The sequence below is a fragment of the Salinisphaera shabanensis E1L3A genome, assembly GCF_000215955.2.
GTDB lineage: Bacteria > Pseudomonadota > Gammaproteobacteria > Nevskiales > Salinisphaeraceae > Salinisphaera > Salinisphaera shabanensis.
The window spans coordinates 54,541-74,009 of record NZ_AFNV02000017.1; the positions used below are offsets into that span (position 1 = coordinate 54,541).

The following is a 19,469-nucleotide window of genomic DNA, read 5'->3' on the forward strand; positions in this document are numbered from 1 at the left end:
CCGCAAATCGCGCTCTGCGGCGTTGCAAGTCTTGATCGTGGCTGGCCACGATACTTCGACTCGCGCCTTGCAGAACACGATTTGCGGTCTCCAACGCGGCGCTCATACGAACCATCAACAGGCCCTAAGCCGCGTAGCCGCGATGCACGGCGACGATACCGCCGGTGAGATTGTGATAGCCGCAACGAGTAAGCCCCGCCGTTTCCATCATCGACTGGAGCGTGGCCTGGTCCGGATGCATACGAATCGATTCAGCCAGATAGCGATAGGAGGCTTCATCCTTGGCGACGGTCTTGCCCAACCACGGCAGCACCGAAAACGAATAGATATCGTAGAGCTTGTCCAGCCCCGGCACGGCCGGCTTGGAGAACTCCAGCACGATGGCGCGCCCACCAGGGCGGGTGACCCGCTGCATTTCCGCGAGTGCGGCCGGCTTGTCGGTGACGTTGCGCAGACCGAAACCGATCGACACGCAGTCGAAGCTGTTATCGGCAAACGGCAGTTTCTCGGCATTGGCCAGGCAGTAATCGATATTTCCCGCCACACCGCGGTCGAGCATGCGTTCGCGACCGTTGGCGAGCATCGCGCCGTTGATATCGGATAGCAGCACGCGGCCACTCGGGCCCACCCGACGCGCGAAGCCCGCGGCCAGATCACCCGTACCGCCGGCCAGATCCAGCACCTGTTCGCCTTCGCGCACAGCCGCCAGCTCAAGGGTGAAACGCTTCCATGCCCGATGGATACCCATGGACATCAGATCGTTCATCACATCGTAGTTGTCGGCGACGGAATCGAACACCGCGCCCACGCGGCGCTGCTTTTCGCCGCGGGCGACGCGTTCGTAGCCGAAATCGATCGTATCGTCGCCGGACGGGGCATTTTCCGCGCTGCGCGCAGCGCGATCATAGGAGTCGTCTTGAGAGACCATGGCGGACCCTGAATTGAGGCTGGGGCAAGCTTACGCGAGGCGCGGCAGGCGGCCAAGCAACGCCGGCAATGACGGGTAATCCCAGTTGTCTAGTAGATTAATCCGATCTGTTCAATCGGTGCTTTCATCTATGGATACGCCTGCTTTCGATATCGTGGTTTTTGGCGCAACAAGCTTCGTGGGTCAGCTGACCTGTCGCTATCTGGCCGAACGTTATGGCGACGACAGCGATGTGCGCTGGGCGATGGCCGGGCGCTCGAAGTCCAAACTCGGCAAGGTACGCAGCGAGATCGGCAACCCCGAAGTCGCCATGATCGTGGCCGACGCCAACGACGCGGATTCGCTCGCAGCGATGTGCAAGCAGACGCGCGTGGTCATCTCGACGGTCGGCCCTTACGCGCTCTATGGCGAAGCACTGGTGGCTACCTGTGCCGATAGCGGCACCGACTACTGCGACCTGACCGGCGAAGTGCACTGGATCGCTGCCATGCTGGAAAAATACGAAGCGCGGGCCCAGGCCAGCGGCGCGCGTATCGTCAACTGCTGTGGCTTCGACTCCCTGCCGTCGGACCTGGGCGTGCACTTTCTACAGAAACACGCGCGCGAACGCTTCGGCGCGCCGTGTACCCGCGTGAAAATGCGCGTAAAGGCGATGCGCGGCACCTTCTCCGGCGGCACCGTCGCCAGCCTGGTGAATTTCGCCAAGGAAGTGCGCGCCAATCCGGCGCTGCGCAAACAGCTGGCCAACCCGTATTCGATCTGCCCCGAGGGCTATCGCCCGGACGTACGTCAGCCCAATCCCAAGGGCGCATCGTTCGACGCCGATGCCAACAGCTGGATCGCGCCCTTCATCATGGCGAGCTGCAATACCCGCGTGGTTCAGCGCAGCAACGCCTTGTCGGGCCAGGCCTACGGCGCCGAGTTCAAATACGACGAAGCGATGATGACCGGGCGCGGCACCAAGGGCCGGCTCAACGCCTACGGGCTAACCGCGGGCCTGGGCGGCTTTCTCATGGGCGTGGCCGTCAAGCCCACGCGTGCGCTGCTGCAACGTTTCGTCCTGCCCGAGCCGGGCGAAGGCCCGAGCCCGAGCGCGCAGGAAAAAGGTTTTTACGACATGCGCCTGTTCGGCACCACCGCAGCCGGCGAAAAACTCAAGGCCAAGGTCGTGGGCGATCGCGATCCGGGCTACGGATCGACCTCGAAAATGCTTTGCGAGGCGGCAATCTGTCTGAGCCAGCGCGGTGAAACCGAAGGTGGCTTCTGGACGCCGGCCACCCTACTCGGCGATGACCTGATCGAACGCCTGCACGAACGTGCCGGTGTGAGTTTCGAACTGCTCGACTAAGCCGCAGACAAGCCCAGCCGATCAGCTTGCACCGATTGGCTGGGCCAGTATCCATAAACCCGCCACGGTAAACGCCAGCATCAAGACCAACATCGGCAGCTGGCTTATGGCCGCGTGTCGACGCGTGGTAAAGACATCCAGCGCGATCAGGTGACTGATATATACGCCAGCGATGTGGCCCAGCACGATCACGCCGACTTGCACATGCCAGACGGTGCTCGGCTCGGGCACATTCGTGCGCTGCCACCAGTCGGCCGTGCCGAACAGGTTCCAGCCAAACCCGAACGGATCGGACGCCAACGGCACGATCTTGATCGCCTGCGTCTGGATGAGCGTGTAGTAGTGGCTCAGGTGATAGGCCAGCGCAATCGGCAGCAGCGCCGGCGCAAATCGACAGGCCAACGCCATGACCGAACGGCGGCCGCCGACCAGGCCACGCATCAGCGCCACGAACACCACGTACACCGCAAGATAGATAAACGGCGACGCCAACAACCATAGAATCTGCCAGTAACCGTACCAGCGAAGCAGCACCGGAAAAGCAGCCACCGGATTCGTGCCGACCCAGCCCGACAGCACGTTCGGATACAGCTCAACCCAGAACAGCCGCCGCCAGGCCTGGGTTTCGTGCAACCCGTCGAAAGCCGTGGAGGAGAGCATGAACAGGATGAAAAGCAACAGGCTGACGCGCTGAAAACGGATCTCGCGCAGTACCGCGAAAGGCGACCGCAACCTTGGGCGCAGGCGATGCGCAGGGCCGGAATGCGACCAGGCGAGCGGCGCCATGAGCGCCAGCAGACGAAACATCACGCTAAACAGCTCGGCGTAGCGAAACCAGTCACGCGCCCCCGTCAGCCACACGCCGACTAGATTGAGCCCGGTATAGATCGACAAGGCGATCGCCAGTGCGAACGGCGTGCCCGGCCCGAACAGCTCCAGCCATACGAGCGCCATATAAAACCCGAGCGCCGGCGTATAACCCAGCCGCGCGGGATACCGATACCGGCCGACCAGAAAGCCCTGCCAAAAACGCCCGATCGTCTCGGCCAGACCCAGCCAGGGATTGAGCCCCACTTGAATATCGCCGACCAATGCCACGCTATAGGTCATTCCCAACAGAAACACGATCCAGAACGCGGTCATGCTGAAGTTCGCGTAAGGCCCGGCCACGCCAAACAGGCCGCTCGCGATACACAGCCCGAGCATGCCGATTCCCAGCACTGCGCCACCCCAGCCGATCGCCCCCCGCGCCAGTGGCGGTTGGACGCTTCGCAACCGATGCCCGCTCGGCGCAGGCGTCGCGGCCGCACGACCGCTATCGGCCGTCAGGCAAAACACCATGACCACGAACGACAAGGCGAGCGCAGCACAGGCGCCATAGAGATAAAGCCATACCGGTACCGGCAGGCGATAGACCTGCCCGAAGGAGTGGGCGACTGCCGGCAGCGGCAGCATCGAGCCGAGGCCAGCGATACACGAGGCAACGTGAATCGCATGCTTTCGCCACGGCGTCACTGCGGGCGAACTTCCAGTGCCGTCAATTCGATACCCGCGTGATGCAACTCGGCTGAGAAACGTCCTGCCTGATCGAGCACGAGCGTCACCGTCCGGGTTTCGCCGCCACGTAGCGGCCACGTTCGATCGTAGCCGTGCATGTGCAGTTCGTCGTCGCGATCGCTTGCGATCTGTATCTCGAGTACAGCGCCCTTGCGCGCCGATAGCACGGGCGGGCCTGTCACACGTCGGCCATCCTGCACTTCGAAGGCGGCACGGACCCTATCGGCCCCGGTATCAGGCCGATCGGTGGGTTCCGGCACAAGCCACCAGGCCAAGGCGCCGAGTACGACGACATTCACAGCAAGAAAAATCACGGAACGCCGCATCGATAGCCCTCGAGTCGTTCGAAAATGCGAAACAGTAGATTTTTACCGTAGCTGGCTGACGAGCGGCGCGCTAGATTCGAGACAAGGTAAATTCAGCCCGCAACCTGGCCTATGCGCGGCTCAAACACTGCACAGACCCATTCGGGCTGCGCGCCACCATGTGTCGGGGAGAAGGTCATGCGAACGAATGTCGTGCTCGTCTCAATATTGATCGCGGCACTGGTCGGGTTCACCGGCTGCTCGGACGATGGCACGGTCAACCTCCCAGGAAGCGCCGGCGGCGGCTCGGCGGGCAACCCCGACGGGGACGGCGATTCGGGCGACGGCAGCGATGAAAAGGACGAAGAAGTCGTTGGCGCGCCGGTAACCCGTAATCGCTATGCGCTGAATAACCAGTGTTTTGCTATCCGCGCCAACGAACGCCAGGCGTACCTCGTACGCAACGACGAGGGCGGTTATCACGCCACCGCCGCTACGGCACAGGCCGGTGAACCGTTCTTCATGAAGCCGGCCACATTGGGCCAATATCTGTTATTCGATAGCGAAAGCCGCTTATTGTCGGCAGCGGCACCGGCCGGGGCCAATACGCTCGACACCCCAACCGACGCCAATATCTGGTCCGTGCTCGGCGTAGGCGATACGGTCATCTACCCCGCGACGCCGCCGCTGTGGCGCGAACCTGCGATTGCCGAACTCAATCAGTATCGCGAGTTCGACGACCCGCAAGCAGGCTACGAAGCCTTCACGCTCACAGCCGATAGCGACGAAACAAATCTTGCCGTCGATACGAACGGGCGTCTGACCACGGCTACCGCGAGCCCCTCGGCGCCCGCGCAGAGTTTCACGTTCGCCAAACGCGAGGCCAGCGACTGCGCCGAATTCCCGGAAGCCCAATCGAACACGATCGGCGAGACGTTCAAGGGCACCACCGCCGACGGGCGCGTGCTCGGCATGGCAGATGTGCATGTCCATATCAGTGCCACCGAGTTCCTGGGCGGCGCCGAATGGGGCGCCCCGTTCAGCCGTTTCGGTGTAACCGACGCCATGGGCGACGGCGCCGAACGTCACGGCCCGAACGGCAGCCTCGACGTGCTCGGCGCGTTCTATGTCGGCGACTTCGACGGCCACGACACAGTCGGCTGGCCCACCTTCAAGGACTGGCCATCCGCCACGGCGCTGACGCACGAGGCGATCTACTGGAAATGGCTGGAACGCGCCTGGAAAGCCGGCCTGCGTATCGCGGTCAACGATCTGGTGGAAAATCAGACCCTGTGCGAGCTGCTGCGCAATCTCAACGGCGCCAACCCGCTACGCAACTGCAATTCCATGATCAGCGCCAAGCGCCAGATCAACACCATGTATGCGATGCAGGACTATATCGATGCCCAGTATGGCGGGCGTGGCGAGGGCTGGTTCCAGATCGTGCTGGATCCGCAGCAGGCCCGCGATGTGATCGAAGACGGCAAGCTGGCGGTGGTGCTCGGCATCGAAATCTCCAACCTGTTCGATTGCAAGCTCAACTACAGCCCGCTGCGCACCCAGGAACCGTTCGAGGAAACCGGCGAAGGCGGGCTCGAAAACAGCTACGACTGCGCGATGACCGACACAGGGGCCGACAACGAAATTTCCACCCAGCTTTCCCAGATCAAGGAACTGGGGGTGCGCCAGATCATCACCGTGCACGAATTCGACAACGCCTTCGGCGGCAACGGCCTGTTCAACGACCTGCTTCTCAACGTAGGCAACCGCGAAAACACGGGTGGCCTGCCGTCTGACGATCTGGCCGCTATTACCGCGTTCATCAACAGCGGCGCGATCAGCCAGCTTCAGGACCCGACCAGCAACAATCAGGACGGCGTGATCAACCTCCAGCCCTTCGGCGGCCTGTCGCTGGGCGACTACCTCACTGGCCTGTTTTCCAACCCGCCCGAGCGACCGACCGGCGAGTTCTGGACGACCTACGACTGTCCCGACGACGCCAATACGGCCGACTTCAAAGGCTATCTGTTCAGCGATCACGGCGGGATCATATTGCAGACCATTCCCGGCATCGGTCCGCTGGCCAGTTTTACCGGTCAGGGCGGACGCCCGGGCGGCACGGTGCCCTTCTACCCGGACACCTACCAATGCAACGCGCGCTGGCTCACACCCATCGGGCAATACGCATTCGAACAGATCATGAGAGCGGGCATGATCTTCGACTTCGACCATATGGAACTGGAAATGAAAAACCAGCTCCTCGAGCTGGCCGAAGCACAGACGCCGGTGTATCCGCTGGTCTCTACCCACGGTACGTTCGGCGGCATCACCAACGATCAGGCCGAACGCGTGCTGCGCGGTGGCGGCTTCATCTACCCGAGCATGGACAACGGCCAGGATATGCTCGCGAAGATGGAAGAACTGCGCGTGATCTATGACGCGGCGACCGCCGACATGGCCGATAGCGACAAACCGCTCTATGGCTTCGGTTTCGGTACCGATACCAACGGCCTGTCCAAACAGGCTGCGCCGCGCGCGACGATCGAAAGCGGCCGGGAAGTTCGCTACCCCTATACCCTCTTCTCCGGCAAGGTCTTCGACGAAATCGACGATTTCGACAATATTGCCGGCGTGGTGTTCGAACAGCCACGAACGCGCGCACCGGACGGCAACGGCCGCACCTGGTCACTGGATATCGACGGCAGCGCCCACTACGGCATGCTCAGCGGCATGGTCGAAGAAGTTCGCCAGGAAGGTAACGCCGAACAGATGCGCAACCTGTTCGACTCGGCCGAACATTTCTTGCGCACCTGGGAGCGTTCGCTGGAATCGAGTGCCGCGATCAACACGAACGGCTTCAAGATTCCAGAAGGCGTCCTGCGCGCAGCGCCCAAACCCTCGCTCATCCCGTCCACACTGGCACGGCCGTAGGCCGTATCAACTGCGCGACACTTGCGGCATACCGGCGCCCGGCAGCGAAAGCTCAGTCAATAATATTCGTAGGCGCCGAAGTCGGTCGTATCGGCGCGCCTGCCGTTATAGCCGGTATCGCGCAGGGCACGTTCGTTGCGCCCGCGTGGCACGACGAGCGGACCTGTTTGTTGGCGCAGGGCGAAATCCGGCACATAGCGCGCCGACGCGATGCGCGGATGGCCAAACAGCGATTCGCGATCGTTACCCGATACACGCGCGTACCCACCCATGTCGTCGTAGTGCTTGGCGCGCCATTGCCACTGGCCGGCATAACGGCCGGCTTCGGTATAGAAAAGATTGCGATCGCTGCTCAGCGGCTGCGTGGTGGAGTCGACGTAGTAGTTGATGAATACGGCCTGGGCGTTGGCATAGACGATGTTGTTCTCGAACACGTTGTCGCGTGCGTTGTATTGGATGACCACCTCGCCACCCCAACTCATGGCGGTGTCATTCTTGTAAAAGGTGTTGTGGACGATCCGGCAATCCACGGTCCCGCCTACGTCCGGCGCATAACCCCCGATCGACAAACCGACGCTGCGATTGTTGTAGATGAGGTTGTTGCGCACCACCACGTCGCGTGTCGCATGCCCGCCATGCTCGCTGGCCAGCTCGATACCGATGTCGTTGGCGAACACTCGATTGCGCTCGATCACGATATCCCGGCCGCCGTCGACATAAATGCCGCCCGCCGCCATTTCGCCGTCCGGGTAGGCACTGTTGGCGCTGGAGGTGATGTTGTAGACGGTGTTGTCGGCGATGACGCCATTGCGCGCGATATCGACGGCGGGATCGCGCGCCATGCCTTCATGGCCAATCACGTCGATACCGATATTGTTGTTGTCGTGCACGGCGTTGCCGACGACTTCGAAGTCAGTCACGTTGCCGTTGATCGAAATCGACTCGCTGCAGCCGGTCTTGAGCCGGGTGACTTCATTGCCCGCGATACGAATATCGCGCAGCGGCGCGTCTGAACGCCGGCCATAGACCGCGATACCCAGGGCATTGCCGTCGCAGCCACTCTTGCGCGTTTCGATCGCGCTGATGTGGTTGTCGATCAACTCGATATGCGCGCCCGCGCCGGTCACGAAGATGCCCATCGGCACCGATTCGTCATCGGAATGAAAATTGGCGATCTGCAGCCCCTGTATGCGTACATAGCTGCGATCGGCAACGGTAATCAACCCCTGCTCGCCGTGGGCCACACGCAGGCCGCTGCCGTCGATAACCGCCGTTTCAAACGGATAGTTGCGCAAGGTGATCATGCCGTTTTCGCGCGACCCCGAGCGCGGCATGCGTACCGCTTCGCGATAGCGGCCTGCGCGCAGATAGACCGTATCGCCTGCATGAGCATGGCGCAGCGCAAACTCGATACTTCGCCACGGCGCCCGCTGGCTACCGGCGTTGTCGTTGTTGCCGTGCGGCGCCACATAGTATTCCGCCGCATGGCTGGCCGCGGTAATGCACAGACACAGCACGCTGGCAGCCACGGCTTTCAGGGCCAGGCGCATCAGGCCGGGCGTGCGAGGGTTGTAACGGGACTCGGTCTGCATGGCATACGCATCGCATGGTGAACGAAAACGACGCGGTGCATAATCCGGATGCTGCGCTACAACGCGTCGTGACTGTTCCTATCGACCGGCCGGCGCAGTGCTTTACCGACGCGACGGCCGCACGAGTCGATATGAAACGTTTCCTGCTTCCAATCGCCATTGCGCTCGTACTGATCGTGGGCGGCGAACGTCTGTTAGACGATACGCAACCCGGCCCTGCGATCGAACAGTCGCGCCGCGCACCGGATGCGATCGCCCGCGCCTTTCGCAACCAGGCCGACAACGTCGCAGTCGCCGGCGAAGGCGAGGTGCAATCGATCCTTGCCGACGATACTCGTGGCAGCCAACACCAGCGTTTCATTCTGCGGCTTTCGAGCGGCCAAACGATCTTGATCGCCCACAACATCGATATCGCGCCGCGCCTGCCGCAACTCGACCGTGGCGATCGCGTGCGCTTTAACGGCATATACGAATGGAACGCCAAAGGCGGCGTCGTGCACTGGACCCACCATGACCCGCAAGGCCGGCATGCCGGCGGCTGGCTCGAGTATCGCGGCCAACGCTACGACTGACACAACAACGACGCAATCGTCTTCGCGTAAGCTCGCAGGCAAATCATTACAAGAAGGAGCCTGCATGGCAGCGACGGAAACCCGGATGATCAAAACCGAGCGCGGGCGTTTTAACGTACGCCTCGCCGGCGCCGAGACCGGCCCGGTGATCGTTATGGTGCACGGCTGGCCGGAAAGCAGCTATTGCTGGCAAGGCGTAGCCGCACACCTGCCCGACCACTACCGATTGATCATGCCGGACCTACGTGGCCTCGGTGATTCCGAGCGCACGCTCGACGACGCGGCGTACACCAAACAGGCACTCGCCGCCGACATGCTCGGCCTGCTCGATACGCTCGGTGTGGAGACATTCAATCTGGTCGGCCACGACTGGGGCGGCGCCGTCGCCCAGGAAATGGCGCTTGCCGCGCCCGAGCGGGTACACCGACTGGTGATTCTCAATATTCATGTCATCACCAACGCACGGGGCAATGCCGCGGCCCAGGCACAGTTACGCAACTCGGGCGGGCGCTCGTTCTGGTACCAGTTCTTCCAGACCGAGCCGCATCTTCCCGAGGCCATGATCCCGGGCAACGAGGAGGTCTGGCTGGGCCATTTCCTGAAAACCTGGACGCGTGAAGCGTTTCCTGCCGCCGCGTTCGAGGAATATGTCCGCTGTTATGCCATTGCGCATACGCCGGCAACCGGCGCTGCCTACTATCGCTGCTACAAGCCCGATACGGCCCGCTGGGCCGAGATCGCCGGCACGCGTTTCGCCATGCCAGGGCTTTATATCTACGGTCAGCACGACCCGGTCATCATTGAGCCGTTCACCCGCCATCTCGACGATGTATTCGACGATATCCGCCTCGAAACGCTCGATGCGGCACATTTCGTCCAGGAAGAGCGCCCCCGCGAGGTGGCCGCATTGATTGCAGAATTCGTCGGTCAGAATGACCACGACATGAAAGGCGCCTGACCATAGTTCCTTCGCCTTTCAGGCTACGCGCTGCTACGGATAGGCGCTCTGGGAGTGCCGGCATAGACTCGATTGCCCAACGGTTGGAGTAATGTCATGGCGAGTACAACCTCTACGAGCGAACCACGGCTTGAAGCACTGGCGCAGCGCTACGGTTTCAGCGTCGAGGCGGTGCATGTTCTGAACAAGGCGGTTATACAAGGGCATGGCAACATGGCCAGCTTCAACCACCCGGAACTCGGGGGCGCCGGCCAATGGATGCGCGGTGGCCTGTTGATGATCGAAGACGCGTTCAATCATGAGCTCAAGGCACGGGTGGACGCGCTGTGCCATGCCCTGGGCGAATGCGTGGACAAGCCCGGCGCCAGCCCTACCGCGTTTGCGCGCCAGCGCCAGTCCCAGACCCAGTCCAGCGCTGACGGCGACGATAACGTGTTCGAATACGCCGGATCGCCGAGCAGTGGCGCATGGTGGCCCGAGGCGCTGGGCCAACCGAACGCGACCGGGCAACAGAACGATCTGCACTATGCGTATTTCGCGGCCCCGCAACGGTTGGCGATACGCATGGGCGATCGCATCAGCATTCACGATACCGGCGACCACCGTATTACCGGGGTATCACAGCAACAGGGCAACAGCCTGTTGAGCCTGAGCTTCACCAGCCAGCATGGCCCGGTCGCGCTGGCCAGCTTGCCGGTGGTTCAGCGTTTTGGATCGGGCAATGCCGCTCCCGAACACGTATCTCGTGCGCCGCAAGCCAGCACGCAAGCCGGGGCGGCTGACGATGCCCACATCTTTGACGCCATCGAGCGCCTGGGCGATCTGAAGTCCAAGGGATTGTTGAGTGAGGACGAATTCGCGGCCAAGAAACAGGAACTCCTCGCACGTCTGTAAAGCCCCCGCCGCAAGCGTGCCGCTGATGTGAAAGCGCGTCAGTTGTGCCCGGCCGCTTCCCGAATCGCCTGGAAATCGTTCGCCAGCTGAGTACGCACAAGTGCGGCGATCAGGCGCACGAAGTCTGATTGCGACACCTGTCTGGACAGCGATTCGGCATCCTCGCCCAGGCCAAGTGTACTGGCAGCTTTCAAAGTGGCCTTGTCCGCGAACGGATAGAACTCGGGCCAGGCCGCCTGTACTTCGCGTAGGAAGATCGAGGCGCCGACCTTGCCGATACCCTTGAAGGCCATGAGCTTTTTGATTGCTGCATCGGTATCGCCGTCCGCGGCCTCGCGCAGCCGGCGCAGATCCCCGCCGTATTCCGATAACAGTGTATCGTTGAAATCCTTGAGCTGGGTTGACGTCTTTTCATCGACACGGGCATAGCCAGCGCCGTTGAGCGCCTTCACGCGCTGCGACCATGTGCTGTCAGCCAGCTTTTTCGGCGTCGTCCAGCCCGCGTCGGCCATCGCACGCGCGGCACGCATGGCGACATCAGCCTGAACCGGGGCGCTGGTCAGCATGGCCAGACACAGCAGCCGAAACAACGGCGAAGGTGTGTTGCGTTCGATATTCACGCCGAGTTCGTCGGCGAAAGTCGTTCCGTGGCGTTCGAGCAAGGCAGCGACGAGGGCCGGGTAACGATCGCTCATGAATGCGTTCTGCGACACCAAACCAGTGCGCAGCATTGTCGCAAAAGATGTCGGGTTGCGGTTCGCGCCACCCAAAAGACGAGGGCTCCAAAGAGGAGCCGTCGTCACGGCCGATATGCCCTCTATGCGTCGACGCGCTGAAAGACCAGATCGGTGAGCTGGATCGCGCCCGCCTGGGACCGATTGAAATCGATCTCTAACGCCTTGAGATGCTGGAAGTCGATGCCTTCAAAGGCGGTCAACGGAATATCGACCGCGTTGAGCGTGGTCTTCTGCGAGCCGCGGTTCGTGTCGTCATAGAAGTCGCCACCCGGCGGGTAGAACAGCGCGTCGCTGTACTCACTGGCGGTCACACTCGCACGATTGCCCTCCATGTCTTCGAGCACGATATCGAAGTCCTGACCGTCTTCGTTGTCCGCGTCACCGTGTGAAATGCCCACACGCATGGACACCACCTGATACGGGGTAACATCCGTATCCAGGAGCTGGGTGCGATAGGTCGCGGCGATATCCCACGACATGTACAGCATTTCGGCGATGTTGAACGTCGGCACGGCAACCGCACAGCCTTCGCCGGGTCGGCCATTGGTCTGACAGCTGCCGAAGCTCGAGAAGTTATAGAAATAGCTCGAACCGCCGAGGTTGTTGATGGTCAGGCTGGCCGGATCGAGCGTGTCGTCAATGACCAGTCGATCGCTGGCCGGTGCCATGACGCTGAGCAGGTAGCGATCGTCACAGGACTCCTCGCCCTCCGGGCAAATGCTCGAAGGCACTGGCGCCTGGCCGGACCAGAGTGCACCGAATTCCTGTTCATGGCCGATAAAGTAGCGAAAGAACGAGGCAATGAAGAACAGGCCGTGTGCCTGCTGCAGTTCCGGCGTATCGCGGCCGTTGCCTTCGGCGTTCTCACCACACCACGAGTCGTCGCTTGCGCGGTCGATAATGGTCCAGTCGTCCGGCCGCGTGTCGGTGGCCCAGACCGTATTGAAGTAATTGTGATTCGCGCCCATCGGAATGAGCTGAAACTTCGGATAGGGATCGCTGGCCAAGGCGTAGCGACTGGTGTCGTAAGCAAAATTGCCCATCATGTCTTCGACGTCGCCGTCGCAATAGCCGGCTACCGAGGCAAGCGTGACGTTGTTCACGCCCTGGGTGTTGTAGTCGGTGGGCGCGAGCGATAGACCGCCGTGATGTTGTGCGGATTGAGCTGTTCGCGGTTGTAACGCACGGTCATGTTCACGCCTTCACCGCCGCGCGAATGGCCCATGATGCCGATTTCGCTCATGTCGAGCTTGCCCATCAGATCGGATAGCCCTTGCCCGCCCATTTGATTGATATTGCGGAACTCGTCGAGATGCCGCACCACCAGCTGAGCACGCGCCAGACTGCCGGAATCACCATTGCTGGGACCGGAGTCGTTGTCGTTGATGTCGTTGGCGTCGATCGAAATCACCGCATAGCCGTGGGAAGCGAGATTGCGGGAAATGTATTCATAACCACGAAAGCTCGGAATCGGGTTCTGGCAGTCATCGTCATCGATGCCCCAGCCGTCGTAGCAGGTGCCGTGACGGCCGTGCAGGAACAAAAGCACCGGAAACGGCCCGGCCGCATCCTGCGGATACTGAATATAGCCGTGGATATCCGAGCCGTAGGAATCGCCGTTTTTCCAGTCCATGACGTTCATGCGACCGAAGTTGTACTCGTTCTCGACGACTTCGAACGCGCCCGGTTCGGACGGATCGGCTGCCACCTCGGTAGAAACGGGATCGGGCGTGGTGCGGTCAGCGCTGGGCGAATCGGTAACGCTATCGTCGTCGGAAGAATCGTTACAACCGGTCAATCCAAGCAGCAATACGAGCGCGCACAAGCCGCACCAACGGCCGGCCGTACGAGGCCAGGTGTTTTTCATGTTTGGGTCCCCAAAAAGATACAAGAAGTTGGTTCTGCACCCGCTGGAAGCGCTGCACGAAACGAATTTCCGTGCCCCCAGCGCAAAAGCGGGACAGACCGATGTATCGTTGCAAGGTACCTGCGAGCAATTATCGCATTCACAGCACAAGTGTTTTGCACCCGGCGACACGTATATGCGTCGAGTCGCGTTTTACGCGCCCGTGGCTTTCATCCGACGGCATAACGCTTTCACAATCGTTTTATCGCTCTTCTCATCGCCTTGTAGTGACGACAAGCACGCAAACGATGCCCCACTGGTTTCTAACCGGCGCCGGGCATATCGGTACCCTCGCGGCCTACTACCTGACCCGCGCCGGGCATGACGTGTCGGTGCTGCGCAACGAGGCCGGCGCAGCGATCGACGCCACGCTGCAATTCGCAAGCGACGCCAGCACACGACGTTTAACGCTGCCTGTGCGTACGCCGTCGACCTGCGATAGGCCTATTGAATACCTGATCGTGGCCTGCAAGACGCCGTACACGCCGGCCGCGCTGACCCGGCTCGACCTTGGACCCAATGCGACGGTTCTACGTCTGCAAAACGGGATCGGAAGTCTCGACGGCTTGTTACCGGATGGCGCGCGATTGATCGAAACGGTCACCACGAACGCAGTCAACGGAACGCGAAACGTACATCGTGTCGTCGCCGAAAATCAGACCTGGATGGGCGATGGCAATACGAAGCCGGCATGGTTCGACGAACTCGCGCGATGCTGGCCCGGCCTCGTCTGGGAACGTGATATCCGGACCGCGCAATGGCGCAAGCTCGTCGCTAACGCTGCGATCAACGCCCTCACCGCTCTCCACGATGTGCCCAACGGTGCCCTGCTCGACGATGCACAGCTGTATGCACAGATGCGCGCCATCGTCGCCGAGACCGATCAGGTACTCGCAGCGCTCGACGAAGACTGGAAGGCGAGCTCGCTGGCCGCGGTCGAAACAGTGGTCCAAGCGACCGCCGCTAATACCTCATCAATGCGTGCCGATATGCAGCATGGCGCCGTGACCGAAATCGATGCCATCAACGGCTGGCTGGTCGAACAAGGCACGCGCCTTGGCCTGGATATGACCGTCAACAGAACACTGGTCGAACGCGTTCGCGCACTCGCGCCTACGCGTGGGAGCGGCGAATAAAGTATCTCGTTGAGCCGCCGATATCGAATAACCGGGTTCGCGTTAAACGCATATGAACAAGACAATCGAAAACCAGCTGCGCCTGTGTCCAACGCTGCCGACTATTTCGAGCGTGGCACTGCGTATTATCCAGATCGGGCGGAATCCGGATATCGACCTGGCCGAAGTCGCGCGGCTTCTATCCAAGGACCCGGCGCTCGCGACCAAAACGCTGCGCATGGCCAATTCGCCGCTCTACATGCGCGGCCGTCAGGCTCGCAATCTACACCAGGCAATCACCGTGCTCGGCTTGAACGCCACGGTGAGCGTGGCGCTAAGCTTCTCGCTGAGTACATGGCTACGCGATGCGCCCGCCCACGGCATCGATCTCGATCGCTACTGGCGCCGTGCGCTGCTGTCGGCGCTGGCTGCACGCCTTCTGGGCGAGCATCAGGATATTCATGTACCCGAAGAGCTGTTCCTCGCCGGCCTCTTGCAGGATCTCGGCATGCTCGCGCTCGACGCTGCGATGCCTGAAACGTACGGCCAGCTCAAGCATATCGTGCACAACCACGACCCGTTGCCGGTTTACGAGCGCGAACTGGTGGGCACCGATCATTGCGAAGCCGGCGCTTGGCTGATGGAGGAATGGGGGCTGCCGGATTATCTCGTGCTGGCTACGCGCGGCAGCGACGATCTTTCCCGTATCGAGGTGCCTGAAGGCCTGGAAAGCTTCGTCGGCTGTGTGGCCGTATCCGGCCGTATTGCCGAAATCTATCTCGTCGAAGACACCCAATCCGCGACCGCAGCGGCCGTCCAGACCGCACGGTCCTGTTTGAATATGGGTCCCGATGCGCTCAGCGACGTGCTCACCCGCATGGCCGAAACCCTGCCCGAGGTCGAATCGCTGTTCGAGATGACCGTTCTGTCACCGCCGCAGGCGCTGGGCCTGACCGATCAGGCCCGCGAACTGCTGGCCACGCGCAATCTTCAGTTGTTGCGATCGGCCACCGAATTACAGGAACGCGAACAGGAGTTTCGCCAGCAGGCCCACCGACTCGACTATATCGCCCGTCAGGACGCACTCACCGGCATCTTCAACCGACGCCATTTCGACGAAGCCTTCAGCAAGCTTTTCGCTCAGGCCAGGGCCGAAGCCTATCCGTTGAGCCTGGCCTATCTCGATCTCGATCATTTCAAGGAGATCAACGATCGCTACGGTCACCCGATCGGCGACAAAATCCTGGCCGCGATTGCCAAGAGGATCCATGACCAGTTGCGTGCGGACGATCTGTTCGCGCGCTATGGCGGTGAAGAGTTCGTGCTGCTGCTGCCCGGCATCGACACGACCGGTGCCCAAAAGATACTGGTACGCATCTGCGACGGTATCTCGGCTCTGGAACACAAACTGGAGGATGGCAACACGCTAACGGTGACGCTATCAGCCGGCATCGCAACCTTCCCGGGCCAAGGCATTCATTCTCCCAATGAGCTTATGCAAGCCTCGGATCACGCGCTCTACGAGGCCAAGCAAGGCGGCCGGAATCGCGTCGTTTTGGCAGACGTTGCGGTAAAATCCAGTACCGAGGGCCGGATCGATAGACCCCTATAAGCAGGCTACCAACCCGGCCAGGGCGCCGGGTTACTAATATTCGCCGATCACTGTCTCGGCGTGTTTGCGCTCGGCGCGGCTGACACCGAAGAGCAGACTTCCGATCACGCATACAGCGGTATTGAGCAATAGCCCCCAGAGTCCGCTGAACACGCCAAAGGGCCGCAGGCCGGAAAAGGTCATGGCCGATGCCAACAGCGTACCGGCGAGCATGCCGATGAACACCGCGCGCGTATTCAATCGCGTCCAGTACAAACCCAGCATCAGCGCCGGTGCCGCCTGGATGAGCAGCTCGAACTTGAGCACGAAGATTTGATAGAGCGTGGACGGCGGATACCAGGCAAGAATCACCAGCACGACGACAGCGACCAGCCCCACGAGCTTGCCGATGAGGATCTTGCGGTGCTCGTCGGCCTGCGGATCGACATAGCGCCCGTACAGATCATTCGACACGATCGAGGAAAACGTCAGCAGCACCGAATCCGCTGTGGATACGATCGCGGCGATCACGCCGCCGAACAGCAGGATCATGGCCCAGTAGAACACCGGATGTTCGAGCGCGAGCGCATTGGCGATACGCCCAACCAGCTGTTCGGACTCACCCGTGGTCAGCCCCGGGAAGGCTGCAATACCGATAATGCCGACCAGAAACACCACACCCGCGGTAATGAATGGCATATAGGCCATGCGAATGAATGAGCGCTTGAGCGTGGCCTCGCTGCGGGCCGAGAAGATACGTTGCACCGCATGCGGATAGACCGCGGCACCGATACCCACGATTGCCAGCAGGCTGAACCAGTTCGCGATGCCGCCGGCATCCGGCGCGCCGAGTTTCTCGGGTGCCTCGCTGCGCATCACTTCGGCCGCAGCGGACGGGCCGCCGAAATAGATCAGCGAACCGATCAGCAGCATGAATACGCCGAACAACAAGGCGATACCCTGGATCGTGTCGGTATAGGCCACCGAACGCATACCGCCCAGCCAGCTGTAGGCGACCATGATCACGATAAAAAACACGACTCCGACCTGATACGGGATGGTACCGCCAGTCAGCCCCGATACACCCTGGCCGATAGCCACGAACTGTTCGAGCAGGTAGTTGCCCAGGGCATAGAGCATGAGCGTGGCGGCTAGAATCGTGACCGCCTTGGACTTGAAGCGGATATCGATCCAGTCCACCGGCGTGAGCAGCGAAAAACGCCGCCCCATGGCGTACAGCCGCGGCGCAAAGAACAGATACACCGCGATGATCATGATGAAGAACGGCACCGACACCAGATACTGATAGCCGATGCGATACGCCGTGGGCGGATAACCGACCACGGTATTGCCGGAATACTGGGTCGCGAAGAAGGTGAAGAACAGCACCATCACGCCCAACCCGCGGCCACCGAGATAATACTCGTCCAGGCTTTCGTGGATATTGCGGTTGCGCAGGAACGTGATCAGGCCGACCGCGAGCATGAGCCCGCCGTAGGCCAGCAGGACCACGATGCCGGAAGTGCCGCCGAATGCGAGTTCTACAGACTCCATCGATCAGCCCTCCCCATGGTCTTGGCCGCGATCTTGGCCATGGTATTGGCCACGGTCGTCACCGATGTCGTCATCGGCGCCCATGTCCCACTGGCAGCACACGACCCAGGTCACGAACACCGACAGCGCGAGCGACGCGGCGAGAATGATCCAGGCCCAGTACGGCACGCCCCAGATCAGCGGCTCGAACGAACCGGCCGGGAAATACCAGGGATTGATCGCGGCAAACACCACGACGAAAACGATCCAGACGAGCGGGCTTTTCACCGGCTCTTTCGACTTGCGTTTCACGTTGCTCCTCCTGCTTCGACGTCGGCACGGCGCGCTCGTGCCCGCGGCGCGCCATGCGGGTGCGGCTTGACCTGTTGCATCGGTCGCGCTGTCATGCTTGTGCCGTCGCCCCGCGTGCGCAGCATGACCGGCGCCGACGCCGGGCGACAATCAAGCAATCTGAAAGGGTGACTTCGTGAAACACGAAACCTCGGGCGCCGCACGGTGTCGATGAAGCGTCTCGATCTGGTCAGCCTGCGGCTGTTCGTGTCCATCGCCGACGCGGCCAGCCTCACCGGCGCGGCAACGCGCGAGCACATGGCACTGGCCGCGGTGAGCAAGCGCGTGCGCGATCTCGAAGCACAGCTGGACACGGCGTTGCTCTACCGACGCCCGCGCGGCGTGGAGCTCACGCCGGCCGGCGACGCCCTGCTGCACCATGCCCGAACGGTGCTGGCCGACATGGAGAGTCTGCAGGCCGAACTCAGCGAGTACAGCCGCGGGGTGCGCGGTCATGTGCGTATCCATGCCAACACGTCCGCCATCATCGAATTCCTGCCCGAGGACCTGGCGCTGTTCGCGCGCGAACACCCGGAAATCAAGATCGACCTGCAAGAGCATGTCAGCACCGAGGCCATCCACGCGGTGCGCGAAGGCCTCACGGATATCGGCATTTTCGCCAATACGCCGACCGTCGAGGGGCTGCAAGTCTTCGACTACCGCGAGGACCGGCTGGTGCTGGTCGTGCCCAACGATCACGCGCTCGCCGCACGCGAACGTGTATCGCTGATCGAGGCGCTGGACTACGATTTCATCGGCCTGCAGCACGATGCCTCGCTGTACGGGCTGGTGGCCAAGGCCGCGCGGGAGAGCGGCACACCGCTGCGCATGCGAATTCAGGTGCGCAGCTTCGAGGGCATCTGCCGCATGATCGCCCACGACATGGGCGTGGGCGTGCTGCCGGTCAAGGCCGTGACCCATCTCAGCGGACTGCCGCTGACAGCGGTCGAGCTCACCGACGCCTGGGCACAACGCATGCTTCATCTCGGCGTACGCGACTACGACGCACTGTCCGTGATCGCCCGCGAAATGGTCGATCACCTCATCCGGGACACCGCACACGGTCCGCCAACCTGAACGGCGCCTACGCCAACCGCGAAACCTGAATGCGCAATTCGATGATTGTCGCGCGCCCGGCAGCTGCCTAGGCT

At 61.6% G+C, this 19,469-nt stretch carries 17 protein-coding genes; 8 read left to right on the top strand and 9 right to left on the bottom strand.

What is annotated here, in order from left to right; translation table 11 throughout:
- Nucleotides 1-124: 124 nt before the first annotated feature.
- Nucleotides 125-928 (bottom strand): bifunctional demethylmenaquinone methyltransferase/2-methoxy-6-polyprenyl-1,4-benzoquinol methylase UbiE, encoded by an 804-nt coding sequence (ubiE, locus tag SSPSH_RS11730; RefSeq protein WP_006914911.1) that lies wholly within the window; start codon nucleotides 926-928, stop codon nucleotides 125-127.
- Between the two features lie 130 nt (nucleotides 929-1,058).
- Here ubiE and SSPSH_RS11735 point away from each other — a divergent pair, with 130 nt between their 5' ends.
- Nucleotides 1,059-2,276, top strand: a complete 1,218-nt coding sequence (locus tag SSPSH_RS11735) for a saccharopine dehydrogenase family protein (RefSeq protein WP_006914910.1) — start codon at nucleotides 1,059-1,061, stop codon at nucleotides 2,274-2,276.
- Between the two features lie 21 nt (nucleotides 2,277-2,297).
- Here SSPSH_RS11735 and SSPSH_RS11740 read toward each other — a convergent pair whose 3' ends face one another.
- Complete coding sequence (locus SSPSH_RS11740; protein WP_006914909.1) at nucleotides 2,298-3,731, bottom strand: hypothetical protein; 1,434 nt, start codon at nucleotides 3,729-3,731, stop codon at nucleotides 2,298-2,300.
- A 56-nt stretch (nucleotides 3,732-3,787) separates the two neighbouring features.
- On the bottom strand, nucleotides 3,788-4,147 hold the full coding sequence (locus SSPSH_RS11745; RefSeq protein ID WP_152522803.1) for a cupredoxin domain-containing protein: 360 nt from the start codon (nucleotides 4,145-4,147) through the stop codon (nucleotides 3,788-3,790).
- 189 nt (nucleotides 4,148-4,336) lie between these two features.
- Between SSPSH_RS11745 and SSPSH_RS11750 the strand changes: the two genes are divergently transcribed.
- Nucleotides 4,337-7,069, top strand: a complete 2,733-nt coding sequence (locus SSPSH_RS11750; protein ID WP_021031733.1) for a hypothetical protein — start codon at nucleotides 4,337-4,339, stop codon at nucleotides 7,067-7,069.
- 56 nt (nucleotides 7,070-7,125) lie between these two features.
- On the opposite strand, the gene SSPSH_RS11755 is transcribed toward SSPSH_RS11750, so the two are convergent.
- Entirely contained in the window at nucleotides 7,126-8,661 is a 1,536-nt protein-coding gene (locus tag SSPSH_RS11755; protein WP_021031734.1) for a right-handed parallel beta-helix repeat-containing protein, read from the bottom strand.
- Between the two features lie 131 nt (nucleotides 8,662-8,792).
- Between SSPSH_RS11755 and SSPSH_RS11760 the strand changes: the two genes are divergently transcribed.
- The 3 genes from SSPSH_RS11760 to SSPSH_RS11770 all read left to right on the top strand — a co-directional run bounded on the left by SSPSH_RS11760 (nucleotide 8,793) and on the right by SSPSH_RS11770 (nucleotide 11,085).
- Complete coding sequence (locus tag SSPSH_RS11760) at nucleotides 8,793-9,233, top strand: DUF3465 domain-containing protein (protein ID WP_040608067.1); 441 nt, start codon at nucleotides 8,793-8,795, stop codon at nucleotides 9,231-9,233.
- 64 nt (nucleotides 9,234-9,297) lie between these two features.
- A complete protein-coding gene (locus SSPSH_RS17990) occupies nucleotides 9,298-10,191 on the top strand; it encodes an alpha/beta fold hydrolase (RefSeq protein ID WP_006914904.1) in 894 nt (297 codons plus the stop codon).
- 96 nt (nucleotides 10,192-10,287) lie between these two features.
- Entirely contained in the window at nucleotides 10,288-11,085 is a 798-nt protein-coding gene (locus SSPSH_RS11770; protein WP_006914903.1) for an SHOCT domain-containing protein, read from the top strand.
- A gap of 38 nt (nucleotides 11,086-11,123) precedes the next feature.
- Here SSPSH_RS11770 and SSPSH_RS11775 read toward each other — a convergent pair whose 3' ends face one another.
- The 3 genes from SSPSH_RS11775 to SSPSH_RS19235 form a co-directional block, all read right to left on the bottom strand.
- Entirely contained in the window at nucleotides 11,124-11,780 is a 657-nt protein-coding gene (locus SSPSH_RS11775) for a hypothetical protein (protein WP_040608071.1), read from the bottom strand.
- Nucleotides 11,781-11,902: 122 nt separating this feature from the next.
- On the bottom strand, nucleotides 11,903-12,925 hold the full coding sequence (locus SSPSH_RS19230) for a hypothetical protein (RefSeq protein WP_021031735.1): 1,023 nt from the start codon (nucleotides 12,923-12,925) through the stop codon (nucleotides 11,903-11,905).
- The gene (locus SSPSH_RS19235; protein ID WP_021031736.1) at nucleotides 12,922-13,689 is read right to left on the bottom strand and encodes a poly(ethylene terephthalate) hydrolase family protein; all 768 of its coding nucleotides are present in this window, start codon (nucleotides 13,687-13,689) and stop codon (nucleotides 12,922-12,924) included. Before SSPSH_RS19235 ends, SSPSH_RS19230 begins: the two co-directional genes overlap by 4 nt.
- A gap of 287 nt (nucleotides 13,690-13,976) precedes the next feature.
- Between SSPSH_RS19235 and SSPSH_RS11790 the strand changes: the two genes are divergently transcribed.
- Nucleotides 13,977-14,864, top strand: coding sequence for a ketopantoate reductase family protein (locus tag SSPSH_RS11790; RefSeq protein WP_006914900.1), 888 nt, complete (start codon nucleotides 13,977-13,979; stop codon nucleotides 14,862-14,864).
- Nucleotides 14,865-14,916: 52 nt separating this feature from the next.
- Entirely contained in the window at nucleotides 14,917-16,455 is a 1,539-nt protein-coding gene (locus SSPSH_RS11795; RefSeq protein ID WP_006914899.1) for a GGDEF domain-containing protein, read from the top strand.
- A gap of 33 nt (nucleotides 16,456-16,488) precedes the next feature.
- On the opposite strand, the gene SSPSH_RS11800 is transcribed toward SSPSH_RS11795, so the two are convergent.
- Together SSPSH_RS11800 and SSPSH_RS11805 are read right to left on the bottom strand one after the other, a co-directional pair.
- Nucleotides 16,489-17,988, bottom strand: a complete 1,500-nt coding sequence (locus SSPSH_RS11800; RefSeq protein ID WP_006914898.1) for a sodium:solute symporter family protein — start codon at nucleotides 17,986-17,988, stop codon at nucleotides 16,489-16,491.
- 3 nt (nucleotides 17,989-17,991) lie between these two features.
- Nucleotides 17,992-18,279 (bottom strand): hypothetical protein, encoded by a 288-nt coding sequence (locus SSPSH_RS11805; protein ID WP_006914897.1) that lies wholly within the window; start codon nucleotides 18,277-18,279, stop codon nucleotides 17,992-17,994.
- 210 nt (nucleotides 18,280-18,489) lie between these two features.
- Between SSPSH_RS11805 and SSPSH_RS11810 the strand changes: the two genes are divergently transcribed.
- Nucleotides 18,490-19,395 (top strand): LysR substrate-binding domain-containing protein, encoded by a 906-nt coding sequence (locus tag SSPSH_RS11810; RefSeq protein WP_021031737.1) that lies wholly within the window; start codon nucleotides 18,490-18,492, stop codon nucleotides 19,393-19,395.
- Nucleotides 19,396-19,469 lie beyond the last annotated feature (74 nt).

Coding starts and splice junctions, on each gene's coding strand:
- SSPSH_RS11800 (WP_006914898.1), bottom strand. CDS start 17,988: ATGGAGTCTGTAGAACTCGCATTCGGCGGCACTTCCGGCATCGTGGTC.
- SSPSH_RS11760 (WP_040608067.1), top strand. CDS start 8,793: ATGAAACGTTTCCTGCTTCCAATCGCCATTGCGCTCGTACTGATCGTG.
- SSPSH_RS11810 (WP_021031737.1), top strand. CDS start 18,490: ATGAAGCGTCTCGATCTGGTCAGCCTGCGGCTGTTCGTGTCCATCGCC.
- SSPSH_RS17990 (WP_006914904.1), top strand. CDS start 9,298: ATGGCAGCGACGGAAACCCGGATGATCAAAACCGAGCGCGGGCGTTTT.
- SSPSH_RS11770 (WP_006914903.1), top strand. CDS start 10,288: ATGGCGAGTACAACCTCTACGAGCGAACCACGGCTTGAAGCACTGGCG.
- SSPSH_RS11735 (WP_006914910.1), top strand. CDS start 1,059: ATGGATACGCCTGCTTTCGATATCGTGGTTTTTGGCGCAACAAGCTTC.
- SSPSH_RS11795 (WP_006914899.1), top strand. CDS start 14,917: ATGAACAAGACAATCGAAAACCAGCTGCGCCTGTGTCCAACGCTGCCG.
- ubiE (WP_006914911.1), bottom strand. CDS start 928: ATGGTCTCTCAAGACGACTCCTATGATCGCGCTGCGCGCAGCGCGGAA.
- SSPSH_RS11740 (WP_006914909.1), bottom strand. CDS start 3,731: ATGCTGCCGCTGCCGGCAGTCGCCCACTCCTTCGGGCAGGTCTATCGC.
- SSPSH_RS11775 (WP_040608071.1), bottom strand. CDS start 11,780: ATGAGCGATCGTTACCCGGCCCTCGTCGCTGCCTTGCTCGAACGCCAC.
- SSPSH_RS11750 (WP_021031733.1), top strand. CDS start 4,337: ATGCGAACGAATGTCGTGCTCGTCTCAATATTGATCGCGGCACTGGTC.
- SSPSH_RS11790 (WP_006914900.1), top strand. CDS start 13,977: ATGCCCCACTGGTTTCTAACCGGCGCCGGGCATATCGGTACCCTCGCG.
- SSPSH_RS11755 (WP_021031734.1), bottom strand. CDS start 8,661: ATGCAGACCGAGTCCCGTTACAACCCTCGCACGCCCGGCCTGATGCGC.
- SSPSH_RS19235 (WP_021031736.1), bottom strand. CDS start 13,689: ATGAAAAACACCTGGCCTCGTACGGCCGGCCGTTGGTGCGGCTTGTGC.